The 16,838-nt window shown below is 68.2% G+C and carries 11 protein-coding genes; 9 read left to right on the top strand and 2 right to left on the bottom strand.

Going from position 1 to position 16,838, the window contains the following annotated elements:
- The first annotated feature begins 21 nt into the window (after positions 1–21).
- Positions 22–1,203, top strand: a complete 1,182-nt coding sequence (gene pncB, locus AC5P9C_RS07930) for a nicotinate phosphoribosyltransferase (protein WP_053462135.1) — start codon at positions 22–24, stop codon at positions 1,201–1,203.
- A 22-nt stretch (positions 1,204–1,225) separates the two neighbouring features.
- Here pncB and AC5P9C_RS07925 read toward each other — a convergent pair whose 3' ends face one another.
- Entirely contained in the window at positions 1,226–1,591 is a 366-nt protein-coding gene (locus AC5P9C_RS07925; RefSeq protein WP_074725553.1) for a hypothetical protein, read from the bottom strand.
- Between the two features lie 459 nt (positions 1,592–2,050).
- Between AC5P9C_RS07925 and AC5P9C_RS07920 the strand changes: the two genes are divergently transcribed.
- The 8 genes from AC5P9C_RS07920 to AC5P9C_RS07885 all read left to right on the top strand — a co-directional run bounded on the left by AC5P9C_RS07920 (position 2,051) and on the right by AC5P9C_RS07885 (position 15,720).
- Complete coding sequence (locus AC5P9C_RS07920) at positions 2,051–2,590, top strand: fimbrial protein (protein ID WP_005415238.1); 540 nt, start codon at positions 2,051–2,053, stop codon at positions 2,588–2,590.
- 85 nt (positions 2,591–2,675) lie between these two features.
- Positions 2,676–3,404: a fimbrial biogenesis chaperone gene (locus tag AC5P9C_RS07915; protein ID WP_049468303.1), complete on the top strand. Its 729-nt coding sequence runs from the start codon at positions 2,676–2,678 to the stop codon at positions 3,402–3,404.
- 92 nt (positions 3,405–3,496) lie between these two features.
- Positions 3,497–6,061: a fimbria/pilus outer membrane usher protein gene (locus tag AC5P9C_RS07910; protein WP_343541085.1), complete on the top strand. Its 2,565-nt coding sequence runs from the start codon at positions 3,497–3,499 to the stop codon at positions 6,059–6,061.
- Positions 6,052–7,086 carry a fimbrial protein gene (locus AC5P9C_RS07905; RefSeq protein ID WP_057493413.1) on the top strand — a complete coding sequence of 345 codons (1,035 nt, stop codon included), beginning with the start codon at positions 6,052–6,054 and terminating at the stop codon, positions 7,084–7,086. Before AC5P9C_RS07910 ends, AC5P9C_RS07905 begins: the two co-directional genes overlap by 10 nt.
- 266 nt (positions 7,087–7,352) lie before the next feature.
- Positions 7,353–8,537, top strand: a complete 1,185-nt coding sequence (gene wecB / locus AC5P9C_RS07900; protein ID WP_343541083.1) for a non-hydrolyzing UDP-N-acetylglucosamine 2-epimerase — start codon at positions 7,353–7,355, stop codon at positions 8,535–8,537.
- Positions 8,534–10,735, top strand: coding sequence for a hypothetical protein (locus tag AC5P9C_RS07895; RefSeq protein ID WP_206632203.1), 2,202 nt, complete (start codon positions 8,534–8,536; stop codon positions 10,733–10,735). Before wecB ends, AC5P9C_RS07895 begins: the two co-directional genes overlap by 4 nt.
- A 6-nt stretch (positions 10,736–10,741) precedes the next feature.
- Complete coding sequence (locus tag AC5P9C_RS07890) at positions 10,742–12,889, top strand: glycosyl transferase family protein (protein WP_057493416.1); 2,148 nt, start codon at positions 10,742–10,744, stop codon at positions 12,887–12,889.
- A complete protein-coding gene (locus tag AC5P9C_RS07885) occupies positions 12,886–15,720 on the top strand; it encodes an NfrA family protein (RefSeq protein WP_414615177.1) in 2,835 nt (944 codons plus the stop codon). The genes AC5P9C_RS07890 and AC5P9C_RS07885 overlap by 4 nt, the downstream gene beginning before the upstream one ends.
- On the opposite strand, the gene AC5P9C_RS07880 is transcribed toward AC5P9C_RS07885, so the two are convergent.
- Entirely contained in the window at positions 15,714–16,679 is a 966-nt protein-coding gene (locus AC5P9C_RS07880) for a DUF4434 domain-containing protein (RefSeq protein ID WP_343543542.1), read from the bottom strand. The two genes, AC5P9C_RS07885 and AC5P9C_RS07880, sit on opposite strands and share 7 nt — an antisense overlap.
- Between the last annotated feature and the right edge of the window lie 159 nt (positions 16,680–16,838).

The following is a 16,838-nucleotide window of genomic DNA, read 5'->3' as shown; positions in this document are numbered from 1 at the left end:
GCCGGGCGCATAATCCGCCCCATGCCTATCATCCAGTCCCTGCTCGACACCGATCTGTACAAGTTCACCATGATGCAGGCGGTGCTCCACCAGCACCCCGGCGCCCAGGTGCAGTACCGGTTCAAGTGCCGCACCCCCGGCATCGACCTGGCCCGTTACATCGACCAGATCGACGAAGAAATCGACCACCTGTGCAGCCTGCGTTTCAGCGACGCGGAACTGGACTACATGCGCGGCCTGCGCTTCGTGAAGCCGGACTTCGCCGATTTCCTCGGCCTGTTCCATCTGGACCGCAAGTACATCCAGCTGCGCGCGTCGACGGCCGTGCCCGGCGAGATCGAGCTGGACATCACCGGCCCGTGGCTGCACACCATCCTGTTCGAAGTACCGCTGCTGGCGATCATCAACGAAGTGTGGTTCCGCAACACCACCACGGCCGACTTCGCCGAAGGTGAGCGCCGCCTGCAGGCCAAGGCCGCGCTGCTGCGCGATACCCCCGGCTTCGAGCAGTGCCGCATTGCCGACTATGGCAGCCGCCGCCGCTACTCGCGTGACTGGCATGCCCGCCTGCTGCCGCTGCTGCGCGACGCCCTCGGCCCGCAGCTGGTCGGCACCAGCAACGTGCACTTCGCCCGCCTGTACGGCATGACTCCGCACGGCACCATGGCGCACGAGTACCTGCAGGCATTCCAGGCACTGGGCCCGCGCCTGCGGGATTCACAGGTGGCGGCGCTGGAATCGTGGGCGCGCGAATACCGTGGCGACCTCGGCATCGCGCTGTCCGACGTGGTGGGCCTGGACGCGTTCCTGCGCGATTTCGACATGTATTTCTGCAAGCTGTTCGACGGCGTGCGCCACGACTCCGGCGATCCGTTCGACTGGGGCGACCGCATGCTGGCGCACTTCCAGCAGCGCCGGGTTGATCCGCGCAGCAAGGTGCTGGTGTTCAGCGACGGGCTGGACATTGCCAAGGTGATGCGCCTGTACGATTACTTCCGCGGGCGCTGCCAGGTCGCGTTCGGCGTCGGCACGCACCTGACCAATGATCTGGGGCCGACGCCGCTCAACATCGTCATCAAGATGGTCCGCTGCAATGGCCAGCCGGTGGCCAAGCTCAGCGATTCGCCGGGCAAGAGCATGTGCGACGACCCGGGTTACCTGGCCTACCTGCGCCAGGTCTTCGAGCTGCCTCAGCCGGCGTAACGCCGCCGGCCCTCAACGGCGCTTACAGGTAGTCGACCACCACCAGGTAGGCGCCCTGCAGCGGCTGCTGCTTGGTGGCCTGCACGCTGTAACGCTCGGAGAAGGCGATATCGCCGGCGCGCATCGCGCTGGCCGACACCGACAGCTTCTGGCCCTGGCGCTTGCCATCGCGCAGCGTCGCGGCCTGGCCATCGGCCAGCGCCGTCACGGCCACCGTCGAGCCCTTGGCCGATGGCGGGCACGCGGCCAGGCTCAGCTCACCCTGGGACAGGTTCGTCGTGCAGCCCGGCTCGGCGATGCGGCCGCTGAAACGGATGCTGCCACTGCTGGCCTGGGCCAGCGCACTGACGGACATCAGGGCCACGCACAGCAGAATGGAGTTCCTCATGACACGTTCTCTGGTTCGGTGTGTCCTAGTTAGCGACAGGTTCGATCAGCCTTTAATAGGACGATTCCGAATCTGCTAGGGCCATCACCAAGAAAGAGTGATGCGCATCAAACAAAGCGATTTCCGCCTGAAAAAAGCCTGTTTTCGCGCATGCCGAACGCGTCAGCCATTGCGTCATTTACGGTCGCTTGTGCCCCGCCCATGGCTGCGTCAATTCTCCCGCGCGCCTAGGGACGCGATTTCGCCTATCACGTCACATTTGGAGCGTCAATAAATCGTCGTTCAGAAAAATAGTGAGACTTTCATCACAGTTGTGCATATACTTGCGTCACGGATTCAGGGAGAGGTACGTCCGAGTCCGGCCACAGGTGAGACGCAAGGATGGGTCTTGTTAGCCCGGCAGTGCTCCTTGCTTCCTCCTCTACTTCTCATCTCTTCAGTAGGGTTAGGTAAAAGCGAATGCACAAGATCAACCTCATTGCCGCTCTGATGCTGGCCGCCGCTCCGCTGGCCGCCAACGCCGCCGACGGCACCATCACCTTCAATGGCAAGGTGACCGACAAGACCTGCACCATCTCGACCCCGGGCGGCAAGGACTTCGCCGTGACCCTGCCGACCGTGTCCAAGAACACCCTGGCCACCGCCGGTGCCGTTGCGGGCCGTACCCCGTTCGCCATCAACCTGACCAAGTGCAGCGCCGGCAACGTCGCCACCTACTTCGAGCCGGGTTCGACCGTTGACTTCAACAGCGGCCGTCTGGTCAACCAGGCGTCGGCCAACGCCGCCACCAACGTGCAGCTGCAGCTGCTGGGCTCGAACAACCAGTTCCTGCCGATCAAGGCTGCTGGCGCTGGCCTGGCCCAGACCAACTCGCAGTGGGTCACCGTCGGCACCGACGGCTCGGCCGACCTGAACTACTACGCTGAGTACTACGCCACTGCCGCCGCCACCCCGGGCGACGTCACCAGCAGCGTCAAGTACACGATCATCTACAACTGATCGCAGTCGTGCCCGCACTGGCCGGCGTTCGCGCCGGCCGGTGTTCCGCGGCCCCTGGCCACACCCCTCGAGCGTAGTACTTCCGATGAAAGCACTCTTTCCCCGGGCGCTGCTGCTGGCAGCGTTCACGCTGCCCTTCTGCCAGAACGCACTGGCCGGCGTGGTGGTCAATGGCACGCGGGTGATCTACCCGGCGCAGGCGCGCGAAGTCACCGTGCAGGTGGACAACGTGGGCGACTCGCCCGCACTGGTCCAGGCCTGGATCGACAGTGGCGACGCCAACCAGACCGCCGACACCAGTGATGCCCCGTTCGTGCTGACGCCGCCGATCGCGCGCGTCGAACCGGGCCGCAGCCAGGCGCTGCGCCTGATCTTCTCCGGCGCACAGCTGCCGACCGATCGCGAGACCGTGTTCTGGCTCAACGTGCTGGACGTACCGCCGTCGCCGGACAATGCCGACAGCGGCGACCAGAATTACCTGCAGGTCGCGTTCCGTTCGCGACTGAAGCTTTTCTACCGGCCGCAGGGCCTGAAGGGCGTCGCCAACGACGCACCGGCAGCGCTGCGCTGGACCCGCGCCGGCGACCGCCTGCGGGTGGACAACCCGAGCCCCTTCCACGTCACTCTGGCCGAAGTCCATGCCGTGACCGGCAGCAGTGAAAAGGCGGTCGAGGACAAGGGCGCGATGGTCGCGCCGAAGCAGAGCCTGGAGTTCGCCGCACCGGCGGGCACGCAGCAGGTGCGCTTCATCACCATCAATGATTACGGCGGCCGGGTCGAGCACACCGTCCGCCTCGACAGCACCGGGGGCTGAACGCGCCGCGCCGGCCATGGGTCTGCGCATCCCGCCACCGCCGCCGTGCGGCGAATTGAAGGAATGTCAGTGTGATCGGAAACAGATTGACATTGTCGATCCATCAGGCGCTTTGCCTGTTGGTTGTTGGCGCGGCCTGCCCAGGATGGGCGTTGGCGGCACCGGCCAATCTCGGCGAACAGGCGCTGATGGCGCAGAGCGGTGCGGCCACTGCGCGTGCACCGGAATCGGCCCAGTTCAATTCCAGCTTCCTGTCCGGCCAGGCCAAGCAGGTCGACCTGGCCGCCTTCAGCAACGGCAACCCGATGGTGGCCGGCAATTACCGCGTCGACGTCTACGTCAACGGCGCCTGGCAGGGCCGCCGCGACCTTCAGTTCAAGGCCGATGCACAGGGGCGCGTGGACGCCTGCCTGCCGCTGCCGATGCTGGAAGAAATGGGCGTGGACAGCGAGGCCGTGCTGCTGCAGCAGGACCCGACGCTGCCGACCGACACCACCAGCTGCGTGCCGGTGCAGCAGCGCATGGCCAACGCCTACGGTGTCTACGACAGCGGCAACCTGCGCTACGACCTCAGCATTCCGCAGGTGTTCCTGCGACGTGAGGCGCGCGGCTACGTCAACCCGGCGCTGTGGGACCGCGGCATCAATGCCGGCTTCGTCGGCTACAGCTTCAATGCCATCGACAGCAACAGCCGCGTCGAAGGTGGCCAGCGCAACCGCAGCGCCTATCTCGGCCTCAATGCCGGCCTGAACCTGGGCGGCTGGCAGTTCCGCCACGATTCCAACCTGACCTGGTCCGAGGGTGACGGCCGCCATTGGCAGAGCATCGCCACCTACGCACAGCGCGGCATCCCGCAGGTGCGCGGCATGCTCACCATCGGTGAGGCCTACACCACGGGCGAGCTGTTCGACTCGATCGGCTACCGCGGTGCCAGCCTGGCCAGTGACGACCGCATGCTGCCCGATTCGCTGCGCGGCTACGCGCCGGTGGTGCGCGGCATCGCCGAGACCAATGCGCGCATCGAAGTGCGCCAGAACCAGCAGCTGATCTACTCCTCCACCGTCTCGCCGGGCAGCTTCGTCATCGACGACCTGTACCCGACCGGCTACGGCGGCGACCTGGAAGTGAGCGTGATCGAGGCCGATGGCCGCCGCCGCGAATTCAAGGTGCCGTTCGGCTCGGTGCCGCAGATGCTGCGTGAGGGCGTGTCGCGCTACTCGCTGACCGCCGGCCAGGTGCGCAACAAGCTGCTGGCCGACGAGCCCTGGCTGGTGCAGGGCACCTACCAGCGCGGCATCGGCAACCAGCTGACGCTTTACGGCGGCAGCGCGCTGAGCGATGGCTATCTGTCGCTGCTGTACGGTGTCGGCCTGTCGACCCGGGTCGGCGCGTTCGCTGCCGACGTCACCCATGCGCGTACCTCGTTCGACCACTACGGCAGCCACACCGGCGCCAGCGTGCGGCTGAGCTACAGCAACATGATCGGCGAGACCGGCACCAACCTGACCCTGGCCGCCTACCGTTACTCGACCGAAGGCTTCTACAGCCTGCAGGACGCCCTGTATGGCCGTGATTCGGACGCGCGCGGCATCGATCCGACCACCCGTGGCCGCCAGCGCAGCCAGTTCCAGGTCACCCTGAACCAGCCGCTCGGCCGCCGTGGTGGTGCGCTGTACGTGACCGGTTCGGTGCGTGACTTCTACGACCGTTCCGGCACCTCCAAGCAGTACCAGGTGGGCTACAACAACGCCTGGCGTTCGGTGAACTACGGCTTCTCGGCGCTGCGCACCGAAGAGGGCGTGCTCGGCCGTTCCGATACCCAGTACCTGCTGTCGATGAGCGTGCCGCTGGGCCGGGGTACCCACCCGGTGTCGTTCAGCGCCGATCTGGGCATGCGCGATCGTGGTGGCTACGACAACAGCCGCGTCGGCATCACCGGTTCGGCTGGCCTCGACAACAACTTCAGCTACGGCGTGGCCCTGTCCGATTCCCGCGAGGGTGGCACCACCGCGGTCGGCAATGCCGAGTACCGCAGCCGCTACTCCGCGTTGAACGCCACCTACAGCCACTCGCGTGATTTCCGCCAGGCGTCGGTCGGTGCCAACGGCAGCGTGGTCGTGCATCCGGGTGGCTTCACCTTCACCCCGCAGCGGGGCGACACCATGGTGCTGGTCGAAGCACCGGGCGCGCGCGATGCGATCGTCAGCAACGCCCCGGGCCTGCGCGTCGATGGCCGCGGCTATGCGGTGGTGCCGTACGTGTCGCCGTACCGCCTCAACACCGTCACCCTCGACCCGCAGGGCATGGCCCACGACGTCGAACTGGAAAGCACCAGCCAGTCGATCGCACCGTTTGCCGGCGCCATCAGCTACCTGCGCTTTGATACCCGCAAGGGCAACGCGCTGCTGATCCAGGTACGCAACCCGGATGGCCGCAGCATGCCGTTCGGTGCGCAGGTCAAGGACGAGCAGGGCCAGCCGGTGGGCATGGTCAGCCAGGGCGGTCGCCTGTACGTGCGCAGTGAAAAGAACCAGGGCCGCCTGCTGGTGGAGTGGGGCGCCGGTGCCGAGCAGCGCTGCACCATCGATTACCAGGTTCCGGCGGGCGCCGATGCGTCCAAGACCGGCTTCATCCCGCTGGAGGCAGCATGCCGATGATTTCTTCCCGTGGCCGCACGCTGCTGGCCGCCTTGACCGTGATGGGCGGCGTGCTGCTGGCGCAGCAGGCCAGTGCATCGTGCCGCATCCAGAACAGCTGGTTCGTGGCCCAGGACGTAACCATGGACATGGGGCAGATCGTGATCCTGCCCAGCACGCCGGTCGGCGGCGTGATCAAGGAGATCAGCGAGCCGATCAACCAGCAGAACAGCGTGGCGCGCTGCGACTGGTCCGGCGGGCGTTCGATCGGTGAGTACGTCAATGCCGCGCAGAAGCGCCCGGTGGCCGGGTTCTCGAACGTCTATGAAACCGATGTGGCGGGCGTGGGCATCCGCCTGTACCGCGACTCCGGCGCGATCCAGACCTACTATCCGCACACCATCAACTTCGCCAGCAACAGCACCATCTCGCTGGTCGGAGGCACGTTCCGCATCCAGCTGATCAAGACTGCGGCACAGACCGGCTCGGGCGTGATCGCACCGAACGGTCGCTTCACCACGTATTACTTCGACGGTGATGGCGCCGGCCGACCGGTGCTGACCTCCACCTTCAAGGGCTCGGGCACCACCGTGGTCAGCCCGACCTGCGAAGTGCAGGCCGGCAGCCGCAACATCGCCGTCGACTTCGGCAGCGTGCCCAACACCACCTTCACCGGTGTCGGTTCCAGGGCCGTCGACCGCGATTTCGAGATCCGGCTGAACTGCCAGGGCAGCAATGTCGCCGCTTACCAGAGCAAGATCGGCATCCGCCTCGATGCCGACCAGGACAGCTCGAACATGCCGGGCGTGCTGAAGCTCAGCGCGGCTGCCAACAGCGCGACCCGCATCGGCATCCAGATGGTCCAGCGCGATGGCACCACCGAGCGCGAAGTGCGCTTCGGCCAGACCATCAACGTCGGCACCACGGCGCCGGGCACCAGCGTCATGGCGCTGCCGCTGCGCGCGCGCTACGTGCAGACCCAGGCCGGCACGGTCGGTGCTGGTGTCGCAAACGGCCAGGCCACGTTCACCATCCAGTACGAGTAAGGCCGCCCCGGCGGCTGTCCCTGCTGCGTTCCACCGCAACGTCGCCCGGCTCACGGGCGGCGTTGACTGCGTCTTGATCTTCCAACGATGAAGATCAGTGCCACGACGCACGTACCATCAATCGAATGTGATGTACGTCGCGATTTTGGAGTTTCCTCATGAGGTGACCGTCTCCTGCCTGCGGGCATTGGACGGTAACGCCGAAAGGATCCAGACGTGGCTACAGCTCCTGGCATTCTCCAGCACCGTCCTTCCGGAGCACCCCGGTGAAGGTCCTGTCGGTGTTCGGCACCCGACCGGAAGCAATCAAGATGGGGCCGCTGGTGCGCGCCCTGGCCCAGGCCGCGGACATCGAATCGGTGGTCTGCATCACCGGCCAGCACCGCGCGATGCTCGACCAGGTGATGTCGCTGTTCGAGATCACCGCCGACCATGACCTCGACGTCATGGTGCCCAACCAGACCCTCAATGGCCTGTGCGCCCGGCTGCTCGAGCGGCTCGATGCGCTCTACACGCAGGTCCGCCCCGACTACGTGCTGGTGCACGGCGATACCACCACGGCGATGACCGCCGCCCTGGCCGCGTTCCACCAACGCATCCCGATCGGCCATGTCGAGGCCGGCCTGCGCACCGGCGACATCCACCGGCCCTGGCCGGAGGAGATGAACCGGCGGGTGATCGATGTGGTCGCCCAGCAGCTGTATGCGCCCACCCCGGGCTCGCGTGCCAACCTGGCCCGTGAACACCTGGGGGGGCAGGTCCTGGTCACCGGCAACACCGTCATCGATGCCCTGCAGCAGACCGTGCAGCGCCTGGATGCTGATCCGGCACTGCGTGCCCGGGCCGACGAACCCTTCCACATGCTCGACCCCGGGCGCCGCCTGCTGCTGGTCACCGGCCATCGCCGCGAGAGCTTCGGCCAGGGCTTCGAGGACATCTGCCGTGCGCTGGCCGAACTGGCCCGGCGGCCGGACCTGCAGGTGCTGTACCCGGTGCACCTCAATCCGAACGTGCAGGGACCGGTCAATGCCCACCTCGGCACGCTCGACAACGTGCACCTGGTGCCGCCGCAGGATTACCTGCGCTTCGTGCGCCTGATGCAGCGCGCCGACGTCATCCTCACCGACTCCGGTGGCGTGCAGGAGGAAGCGCCGGCCCTGGCCAAGCCGGTGCTGGTGATGCGCGACGTCACCGAGCGCCCCGAGGCGGTCGAGGCCGGTGTGGTGACGCTGGTCGGCACCACGCCCTCGCGCATCGTCGCGGGCGTCAACGCGGCACTGGCCCAGCCACCGCAGCCGACCCGCTTCGACCCCGATGCCAGTCCCTACGGTGATGGCCGCGCCAGCGCGCGCATCGTCGCCGCGCTGCGCGGCATGCCCCTTCCCGAGTTCACGCCCGGTCTCCGCAGTGGCGGTGCCGCCCAGCCCCTTCCGCATGAAGTGACGCCATGACCCTGACCGGCCGCTCCTCCCTGTTTGCCTCCGCCGCTGCGTTCGTCCTGTCGGGCGTGGTCGGTACTGCCCATGCCGCTGACACCGTCGCCGGTCAGTTCACCGAATGGAGCAGCGACAGCACGGTGAACCGGCAGATGACCCTGCGCGAACTCGGTTTCCGCCAGCCACTGGTGCTGAGCGGGCAGGAAAGCCAGCGCGAGGTCTACCTGCCGGTGCCGGCCGGAGTCGCCACCCGCGACGCGCAGCTGCAGCTGGATGGGCGCTATGTACGCGGCCACGCCGGGCGTACCTCGGGGTTGTGGTCGGTCGATGGCGACCCGATCGCGGCGCGTTCGATCACCGATGCACAGGGCGATGCCAGCCAGTTGCTGGCCATCGACGGCGAACCCCGCCAGAGCGGCTTCGTGCGCGTCGGCGTCGGCTGGTGGTCGATCGTGTCCGATTACCAGTGCGCCGACCAGAGCGCGCCGGCCAACGTGCTGCGGCTGTCGCCGGACTCGCGTTTCAGCTACCGCTTCGACGGCCGCGCCGTGGATACCGTGGCCAAGGCCTGGGGGGCGCTGCCACCGCGGGTGCGCCTGCTGGTGGATGGCAAGGCGCTGCAGGCACCGGCCTACGATGCGGCCTGGCGCATCGGTACCGCGTTGCAGGCCGGTGGCAAGCAGGTGCAGGTGGTGGCCCTGCCCAAGGTCGGTGACAGCGTCGACCTGGCCGGTATCAGCATCCCGGCCAGCCTGCAGGGCGTGCCGGCCTACGCTGCGCTGGCCACGGGTGAGCGCGCGCATGCGATCAGGGATCTGGCCGAAGTCGGCGCGCTGCTGACATTGCGCGACAGCGGGCCGTTGGCTGCCGATGTGATGATCGGCAGCGATGCACTGCGCGCCGGCGTGCGCGCGGCGCTGGATGCGCTGGGCGCGCAGGTCGGCGCAGCCGGTGCGGATGCAGGCAGCGCGTTCGCCGCGTGGCGCGCGGGTGGCATGGCGGGCCTGGAAAAGCCCGCAGCCACTGCCTCGGTCGGCGTGGTGGCCGTTGCCGGGCGTCCGACGCTGGTGGTCGATCCGGCGGCGGCGGGCAAGGTCGCCGGGCTGCTCGCCGAGCAGTGGCGCAGCTATGCACTGGGCCGCAGCCTGCAGGTCAGCGCAGCGGGCACGCCCAGACTGGACGGTGACCAGGTGCTGCTGAGCCGGCTCGGCAACATCGCCGGCACCATGGATGTGGTGACCCGCGCCGACCGCAGCGCCAGCTTCGACCTCGGCGCACTGTCGGCCGATGGCCGCCTGCCCGAGCAGGTGGTGATCGATGTCTCGGCGGCCCCCAACGCGGCCGGGCAGGGCGCGGTCGCCACGATCTACCTCAACGATTACCTGCTGGGCGGCAAGGTGCTGTCGGCCAACGGCCAGCCGCAACGCCTGGTGGCCAAGGTGCCGGCCTACGCGCTGTCGGCACGCAACGAGATCCGCGTCAGCTTCCTGCGCCAGCCGGCGCGTCCCTACTGCCACGATCCGGCCACGGGCTATCCGGTCTCGATCCTGCCCAGCAGCCATCTGACCCTGGCCAAGCGATCGCTGGGCAATGATTTCGTCGGTGCCAGCAGCCAGCTGTCGCGCGGTAACCAGGTGTTCGTGCCCGGCGCGTGGCTGCAGGACGCGCCGGCCTCGCTGGGCAAGGTCATCGCCGTGGCCAGTGCAGTGGGCGCCTCGCCGGAAGCGTCGGAACTGAAGGTGGTCGACGCCGGTGCCGCCGTCAGCCCGGGTGCGCCGTGGCTGGCCTTCGCCGTGGCGCCGGCCGGGGTTGATGTGGCCGGCCTGAAGGACGGCCACCTGCGGGTCGGTGGCACGTCGCAGCCGTTGCTGGATGTCAGCGGCCTGGATCGCGCCGCCGTGGTGCAGGTGGGCACCTCCGGCGGCCAGCTGGGCGTGCTGTACAGCGACCTGGGCGCACAGGCACCGTCGTTCGGCGCACCGTTCCGGCTGCTGAAGGGCGACCTGGCCGTGCTCGACGGCAGTGACGCCGTGCGCGAATTCGACCGCCAGGATCCCTATGGCACGCGTGTCGCGCAGGACGGCAACCCGCAATCGAAGTGGGAACGGCACATGGTCTGGTTGCTGCTGCTGGTCGGCGTGATCGTGTTCGCGCTGCTGGCCGCCCGCGTCACCCAGGTGCGCCGCCGCAAGTCCGCCAACGCAGGGCACTGATCCACCGTGGACGGTCTGTTCTGGAACATCCAGCTGGCCAACTACTACGCCGCCCTGGAAACCACGGCGGCGGCAGTGGCCGTGCTGATCCTGATCTCCAGCCTCGATGACCTGTTCATCGACGTCTGGTACTGGGTGCGCGAGAGCTGGCGGGCATTGACCATCAAGCGCCGCGACGCATACCGGCCGCTGACCCAGGACGACCTGCTGCAGCGCCCGCAGCAGCCGCTGGCGATCATGGTGCCGGCATGGATGGAGTACGACGTCATCGCGCAGATGGTGGAGAACATGATCAACGTGCTCGATTACCGCGAGTACGTCGTGTTCGTCGGCACCTATCCCAACGACCAGCAGACCATCGATGAGGTCGAGCGCATGCGTCGCCGCTACAAGCGCCTGCGCCGCGTGGAAGTGCCGCACGACGGGCCGACCAGCAAGGCCGACTGCCTGAACTGGCTGATCCTGGCGATCTTCGATTACGAGAAGCGCCACGACATCGAGTTCGCCGGGGTGATCCTGCACGACAGCGAGGACGTGCTGCACCCGATGGAGCTGCGGTTCTACAACTACCTGCTGCCACGCAAGGACATGATCCAGTTGCCGGTGACCTCGCTGGACCGCGAGTGGTACGAACTGGTGGCCGGGGTCTACATGGACGAGTTCGCCGAATGGCACGCCAAGGACCTGGTGGTGCGCGAGAGCGTATCGGGCATGGTGCCGTCGGCCGGCGTCGGTACCTGCTTCTCGCGGCGCGCGTTGCTGGCCCTGAGTGCGCAGACCGACAACCAGCCCTTCAACACCGACAGCCTCACCGAGGATTACGACGTGGGTGCGCGGCTGGCAGCCATGGGCATGCAGTCGATCTTCGCCCGCTTCCCGGTGCAGTTCCGCGTGCGCCGCCCGTCATGGTTCGGCTGGGGGCCGGTGCGCGAGCGCACCCAGCAGATGGCCCTGTGCGTGCGCGAGTACTTCCCCGACAATTTCCGCGCCTCCTACCGGCAGAAGGCGCGCTGGGTGCTGGGCATCGGCCTGCAGAGCTGGGAGTCGCTGGGCTGGCGAGGCTCGCTGGCCACCAAGTACCTGCTGGCGCGCGACCGCAAGGGCATCATCACCTCGTTTGTCAGCATCATTGCCTACCTCATCTTCCTGCAGCTGCTGCTGTTCTGGCTGTTGAAGATGACCGGGGTCTGGACGATGCAGTTTCCCAGCGTGTTCCAGGCCGGCACCTGGCAGATGACGGTGGCGCTGCTGACCACCGCAGCGCTGGCCACCCGCGTCGTGCAGCGCTTCTACTTCGTCAACCGGCTGTACGGCTGGGAGCATGCCTTGATGTCGATCCCGCGGATGGTGGTCGGCAACATGATCAACTTCATGGCCACCGCCCGCGCGTGGAAGGTGTTCCTGGCCTACCTGCTGTTCGGCAAGCGCATGGTGTGGGACAAGACCATGCACGACTTCCCGGATGCGGCGCAGCTGGTGCAGACGCGCAAGCAGCTCGGCGAACTGTTGACCACCTGGCAGGCGGTGGAGCCGGAGCGCCTGCAGCAGGCACTGGAGCAGCAGCAGGACGGCCGGCAGCAGCCGCTGGGGCGCATCCTGCTCACCCAGGGGTGGCTGGATGATGAGACCCTGGCCGAGGCGATTGCCTTCCAGGGCGACCTGCCACGTGCGGTGATCGACGTGGATTACCTGCGGGCCGGCCCGTTCCCGGTCAGTGCCGACGCCTGCGTGCAATGGCGCATGCTGCCATTGCCGCCGCGGCAGCCGGGGACCCTGCGTCTGGCCGTGGCCAGCCCGCTGCCCGAGGAGGCACTGGCGCTGCTCAAGCAGGAAACCCGCAGCGACCACATCGAACAGAACATCGCCCGCGAGAGCGAGATCAACGCAGGGCTGCGCCTGATCGGCAGTGACCGGGACTGGCAGCTGGACAACGTGCCGCTGCTCGGGGACCTGCTGGTGGAGATGCGCCTGATCGACCACGCGCGCTTCGAGATCGCACTGGATGCCTACAAGCCGCAGCGCGATGGCCGCATCGGTGACTACCTGGTCAAGCAGGGCGTCACCACCGAGGACGCCGTCGCCCAGGCCATGCAGGAGCAGCGCCGGCGTGCGGCCGTGCTGCAGTCGCCGCCTCCCGGAGCCTTGCCGGCATGAAGACCACGCTGCTGTCCACCGTCATTGCCGTGGCACTGGCCACCGCCGCCACGCCGGTACTGGCACAGGCCGATGCGGCCCTGCCGCTGTCCGGCGCTGCATACCGCGTCGCCGAGCAGGCCTTCGCCGCTTACGAGCGCGGCGACTATCAAGCGGCTTACCAGCAGTCCACCGAAGCGATCCGGCTGCGCCCGGACGTGGTGCGGCTGCGCCTGCTGCAGATCTACGCGCTGCAGAAACTGGGCCGGCCGGCGGAGGCGCAGCAGCAGGCGCGCCGTGCACTGGATGCGGGGTTGAAGGATCCGGCCTTGCCGGCGTTGGCCGCTGCCACCGCTGCACGCAGCACGCCCCCGGATGCCAGGGGCGCGCGCGCGCCCTCCCCACCGCGTGCGGCCGGCAGCGGCGCAGACCGCGCCAGGCAGCAGGCCTACACGCTGGCTACCGAGGCCTATGCTGCCTATGACGCCGGGCGCATGGGGGAAGCGGCCAGCAAGGCCGAGCAGGCCTTCCGCCAGCAGCCGAAGCAGGGCGCCTGGGCGATGCTGTGGGTGGCGGCGCTGGAAGCACAGCAACAGGCCGACCTGGCCGACGCGGCCATCGGCACGGCGCTGCAGCTGGGCGCACCGAATGTCGAGGAACTGCGCGTCCGTCGCGTGGCGCTGGATCGACAGCGCGCGCTGCTGCAGGCCCAGCAGGCGTATCGGTCGCTGTCCACGCAGGATGATGCAGCGGCCGTTGCGCAGGCACGTGCCGCCGTCGAACTTGCACCGGATGTTGCTTCGTACCGGTGGCTGTTGATCACCGCGCAGCTGCAGCAGGGGCAGCTGGCCGACGCCGAGCGCAGCGCCGACCAGGCACTGCAGGCCGACGGCGGGGATCTCAATGCCCGGGTGATGCGTGGTTATCTGCGCCAGCGCCAGGGCAAGACCCTGCTGGCCAATGAAGACTTCGACGCCGCACTCGCCGCGCCGGGGTCAACCATGCAGCAGCGCAACGTGCGCCTGCTGGCCGTGGATGCGGCCCTGGCCGCTGGGGACCGCACACGTGCGGCTGCACTGCTGGCGCCACTGCAGGCGGCGTCGCCTGCGGATGCGGGCGACGCACGCGCGCAGCAGCTTCTGCAGCAGGGCATCGAACAGCGCGCCAGGGCGATCCGGTCCAGTCGTGCGCCTGCGGGTTTGAGTGCGCAGGCGTATCCGGCGCCGTTCCAGCACTGCCCGCCTGCTGACACCGGTGATGCCTGCACGCTGATGCCGGTCGACCTGCAGGGCGACGGTGGTGCCGCACAGCGCGCGTATGCGGCCTACGCGCGGCGGGACTACGCCGAGGCCATCGGCGAGGCGCGGCAGGCCGTGCAGCTCGCACCGGAGGACGCGAGCCTGCAGGGGCTGCTGACCACCACGCTGGCGGCAGGCAACCGCAGCCAGCAGGACGAAGCACGGCTGCGCCTGGACGCGGCACTGGCGCAACGCCCTGATGACGCCGGGCTGCTGATGCAGCGCGGCTACCTCAACCAGAAGGCCCACGAACCGGCGCGCGCACTGGCCGACTTCCGTGCCGCCGAGGCCACCGGCAGGGCATCGAAGAGCGTGGTGCTTGACCAGGCCTACGCCAGCGCGGCCAGCGGCGATCACCCGCAGGCGGTGACGCTGCTGCGGACGGCCATTGATCGTGCCGATGCCGGCGAGCTGCCGCTGGATGAGCGCCAGCGCTACAACGTGCGCAGTGCCATCGCCAGTTACTCGCGCGAGTGGGGCGTGATCGCCTCGGCGGGCTTCCGCGGTGCACGCCAGGCGGCGACCAATGTCGGCGGCGCAGCGATCAGCACGCCGGGCGATTCGGTGTTCAGCACGCTCGAGGCGTTCTGGCGACCCCCGGCCTTCAACGACGCCCATGGCACGCTGGAACTCTACGCACGCCTGCTCAACACGCTGTACGACCAGGGCGGCACCTATGAATCGATCCGCGCGGTGGACCCGTGCACCGGCGAATCGACGCCCGACGCACGCGCACGCGCCGAACGGCTCAGCCGCTCGCGTTCCACCACCGGCTGGCCGTCCACCATCGCCTCGTTCGGCCTGCGCTACGCCTTCGGCCAGACCGGCCTGAGCGCCGGCATCGAGCGCCGCCAGTTCCTCGGCAGTGCCACCCGTTCGGGTGATGTCTATCCGGCATCGGCGGCCGTGCAGTGCCGCCTGCAGCTGGCCCGGAACCCGCCACTGGAAGCCAGCACGCTGGCCCGCTACCGCCTGGCCAGCGGTTCTGGCGGCTGGATGTCCTACCTGACCTACGGCTATTACCACGGCACCGACCTGCGCACCGACGTCAACCAGTGGTGGATGGTCAGCGGCTACGCGCAGGGCGGTTACACCTGGGACGACAACAGCGCCCACTTCACCCTCGACGCGCTGGATGCCAACGGCACGCCGGTGCGGCGGATCGGCGATGCCCACGGGCGGTTGCATCGCGAGCAGTGGTTCGCGGCCGCTGAACTGCGCGCCGGCCGCAGCATCCGCTTTGGCGCCGGGCAGACCCACTGGGTGGTCACGCCGTATGTGGTGGTGGGGGCGGACTGGCTGGACCAGCGCTCGCGGGTGCGCGACATCCATTACCCGCTGTTCCCGGCGCAGTCGTTCGCGCTCAACGATACGCAGCGCAGCTGGTCACTCGGCGCAGGACCGGGCGTGGGCGTGCGCTACTGGTTCCGCGAGGACCACTACAACACCCCGCGTTCCTACCTTGACCTGACCGTACAGTACCGCTTCGCGATCGGCGGCGGAGATACGCAGCGCGCCAAGGGCCTGTTCGCCACCGCCATCCTGTACTACTGAGCCAGCCCCCAGCGTCGCCGCAGCGCCGCCGCCTGCGGCGTGTCCTGGGTCAGCCAGGGCTCCAGCGCATAGACCAGCACGTGCTGTGCGCCACTGCCGCGTGCCCACGCCAGCTGCCGCTGGATGCGTGCGGCATCGGCGGTTTCGCCCTTGAACCCGCTGCCATCAGCGGCGCTGCCAGGCAGTTCGCAGAACAGTTCGACGATCGCATCGAAACCGATGCCCTGTGCCTGGAAATGGTCGAGCAGGGGTTGCAGCTGCTGCACGTTGCCGGCGCCGGCAACACCCACCCCGTCCTGCACCATCGGCCGCAGCGTGGCCTGGGCCAGTACCGCCTGCCATAGCGTGACCAGGTTGCCATCGGACTGCAGGCGGCTGAAGTAGCAGGAGATCGCACAGTCACCGCCGCGCGCGCTGGCGGCCTGCACCAGCCCGTGCAGCCACTGCGCCAGCCATTGCTGGCGGGCCGGACTGGCCCAGTGGAACTGCTCCAGTTCGTAGGGCAGGTACCAGCCGCCGAAGGCCGGCTGCTGCGCCCACGGCGCCTGTGCCAGCCAGCTGCGCGCGTGCGCCAGGCTGTCGGCCAGGAACGCCTGCAGCGTAGCGTCGTCGGCGCCGATGGCCTGCCACCAGCGTTGCTGGAAGGGCAGGCCGACGCGGATGCGGAGGTCATTCTCGCGGGCCGCAGTGAACAGCTGCTGGAGGCTGCCGTCGGGCAGTGACCAGTCGCCATCGCTGCCACCGACGATGCCGGTCCATTGCAGCACCAGCTGCCGGCACCCCAGCGCATGGGCCAGCTTCAACGAGCGTTGCCAGTCGGACAGGCCCCATTGCAGATGGCTGCGCCACGGTTGCAGGAAGGTGCCATCGACGTGCACCGGCAGCGAGCAGCCGGGCAGGGTGGCGAGCGTACCGGCCAGCGGCGCCAGCAACGCCGCGCGCAGCAGCCGGCGGCGCAATGGCGAAGTCGGATCCGTGGAAAGGTCAGGCCGAAGCATGCCCGCATCATCCCAGAGCACCGTGGCTGGAAGGTGAACCCCGCACCGGGTAGTACCGGCCGCCGGCCACCGCGTGCTCTGGTAGTGCCGGCCGCTGGCCGGCATCGCCCCCGGGTGGCA

The organism is Stenotrophomonas sp. YJH_SMC_10, assembly GCF_059371555.1.
This window is presented reverse-complemented; position numbering and strand designations above follow the sequence as displayed.

Coding starts and splice junctions, on each gene's coding strand:
- AC5P9C_RS07895 (WP_206632203.1), top strand. CDS start 8,534: ATGACCCTGACCGGCCGCTCCTCCCTGTTTGCCTCCGCCGCTGCGTTC.
- AC5P9C_RS07920 (WP_005415238.1), top strand. CDS start 2,051: ATGCACAAGATCAACCTCATTGCCGCTCTGATGCTGGCCGCCGCTCCG.
- pncB (WP_053462135.1), top strand. CDS start 22: ATGCCTATCATCCAGTCCCTGCTCGACACCGATCTGTACAAGTTCACC.
- AC5P9C_RS07885 (WP_414615177.1), top strand. CDS start 12,886: ATGAAGACCACGCTGCTGTCCACCGTCATTGCCGTGGCACTGGCCACC.
- AC5P9C_RS07915 (WP_049468303.1), top strand. CDS start 2,676: ATGAAAGCACTCTTTCCCCGGGCGCTGCTGCTGGCAGCGTTCACGCTG.
- AC5P9C_RS07925 (WP_074725553.1), bottom strand. CDS start 1,591: ATGAGGAACTCCATTCTGCTGTGCGTGGCCCTGATGTCCGTCAGTGCG.
- AC5P9C_RS07905 (WP_057493413.1), top strand. CDS start 6,052: ATGCCGATGATTTCTTCCCGTGGCCGCACGCTGCTGGCCGCCTTGACC.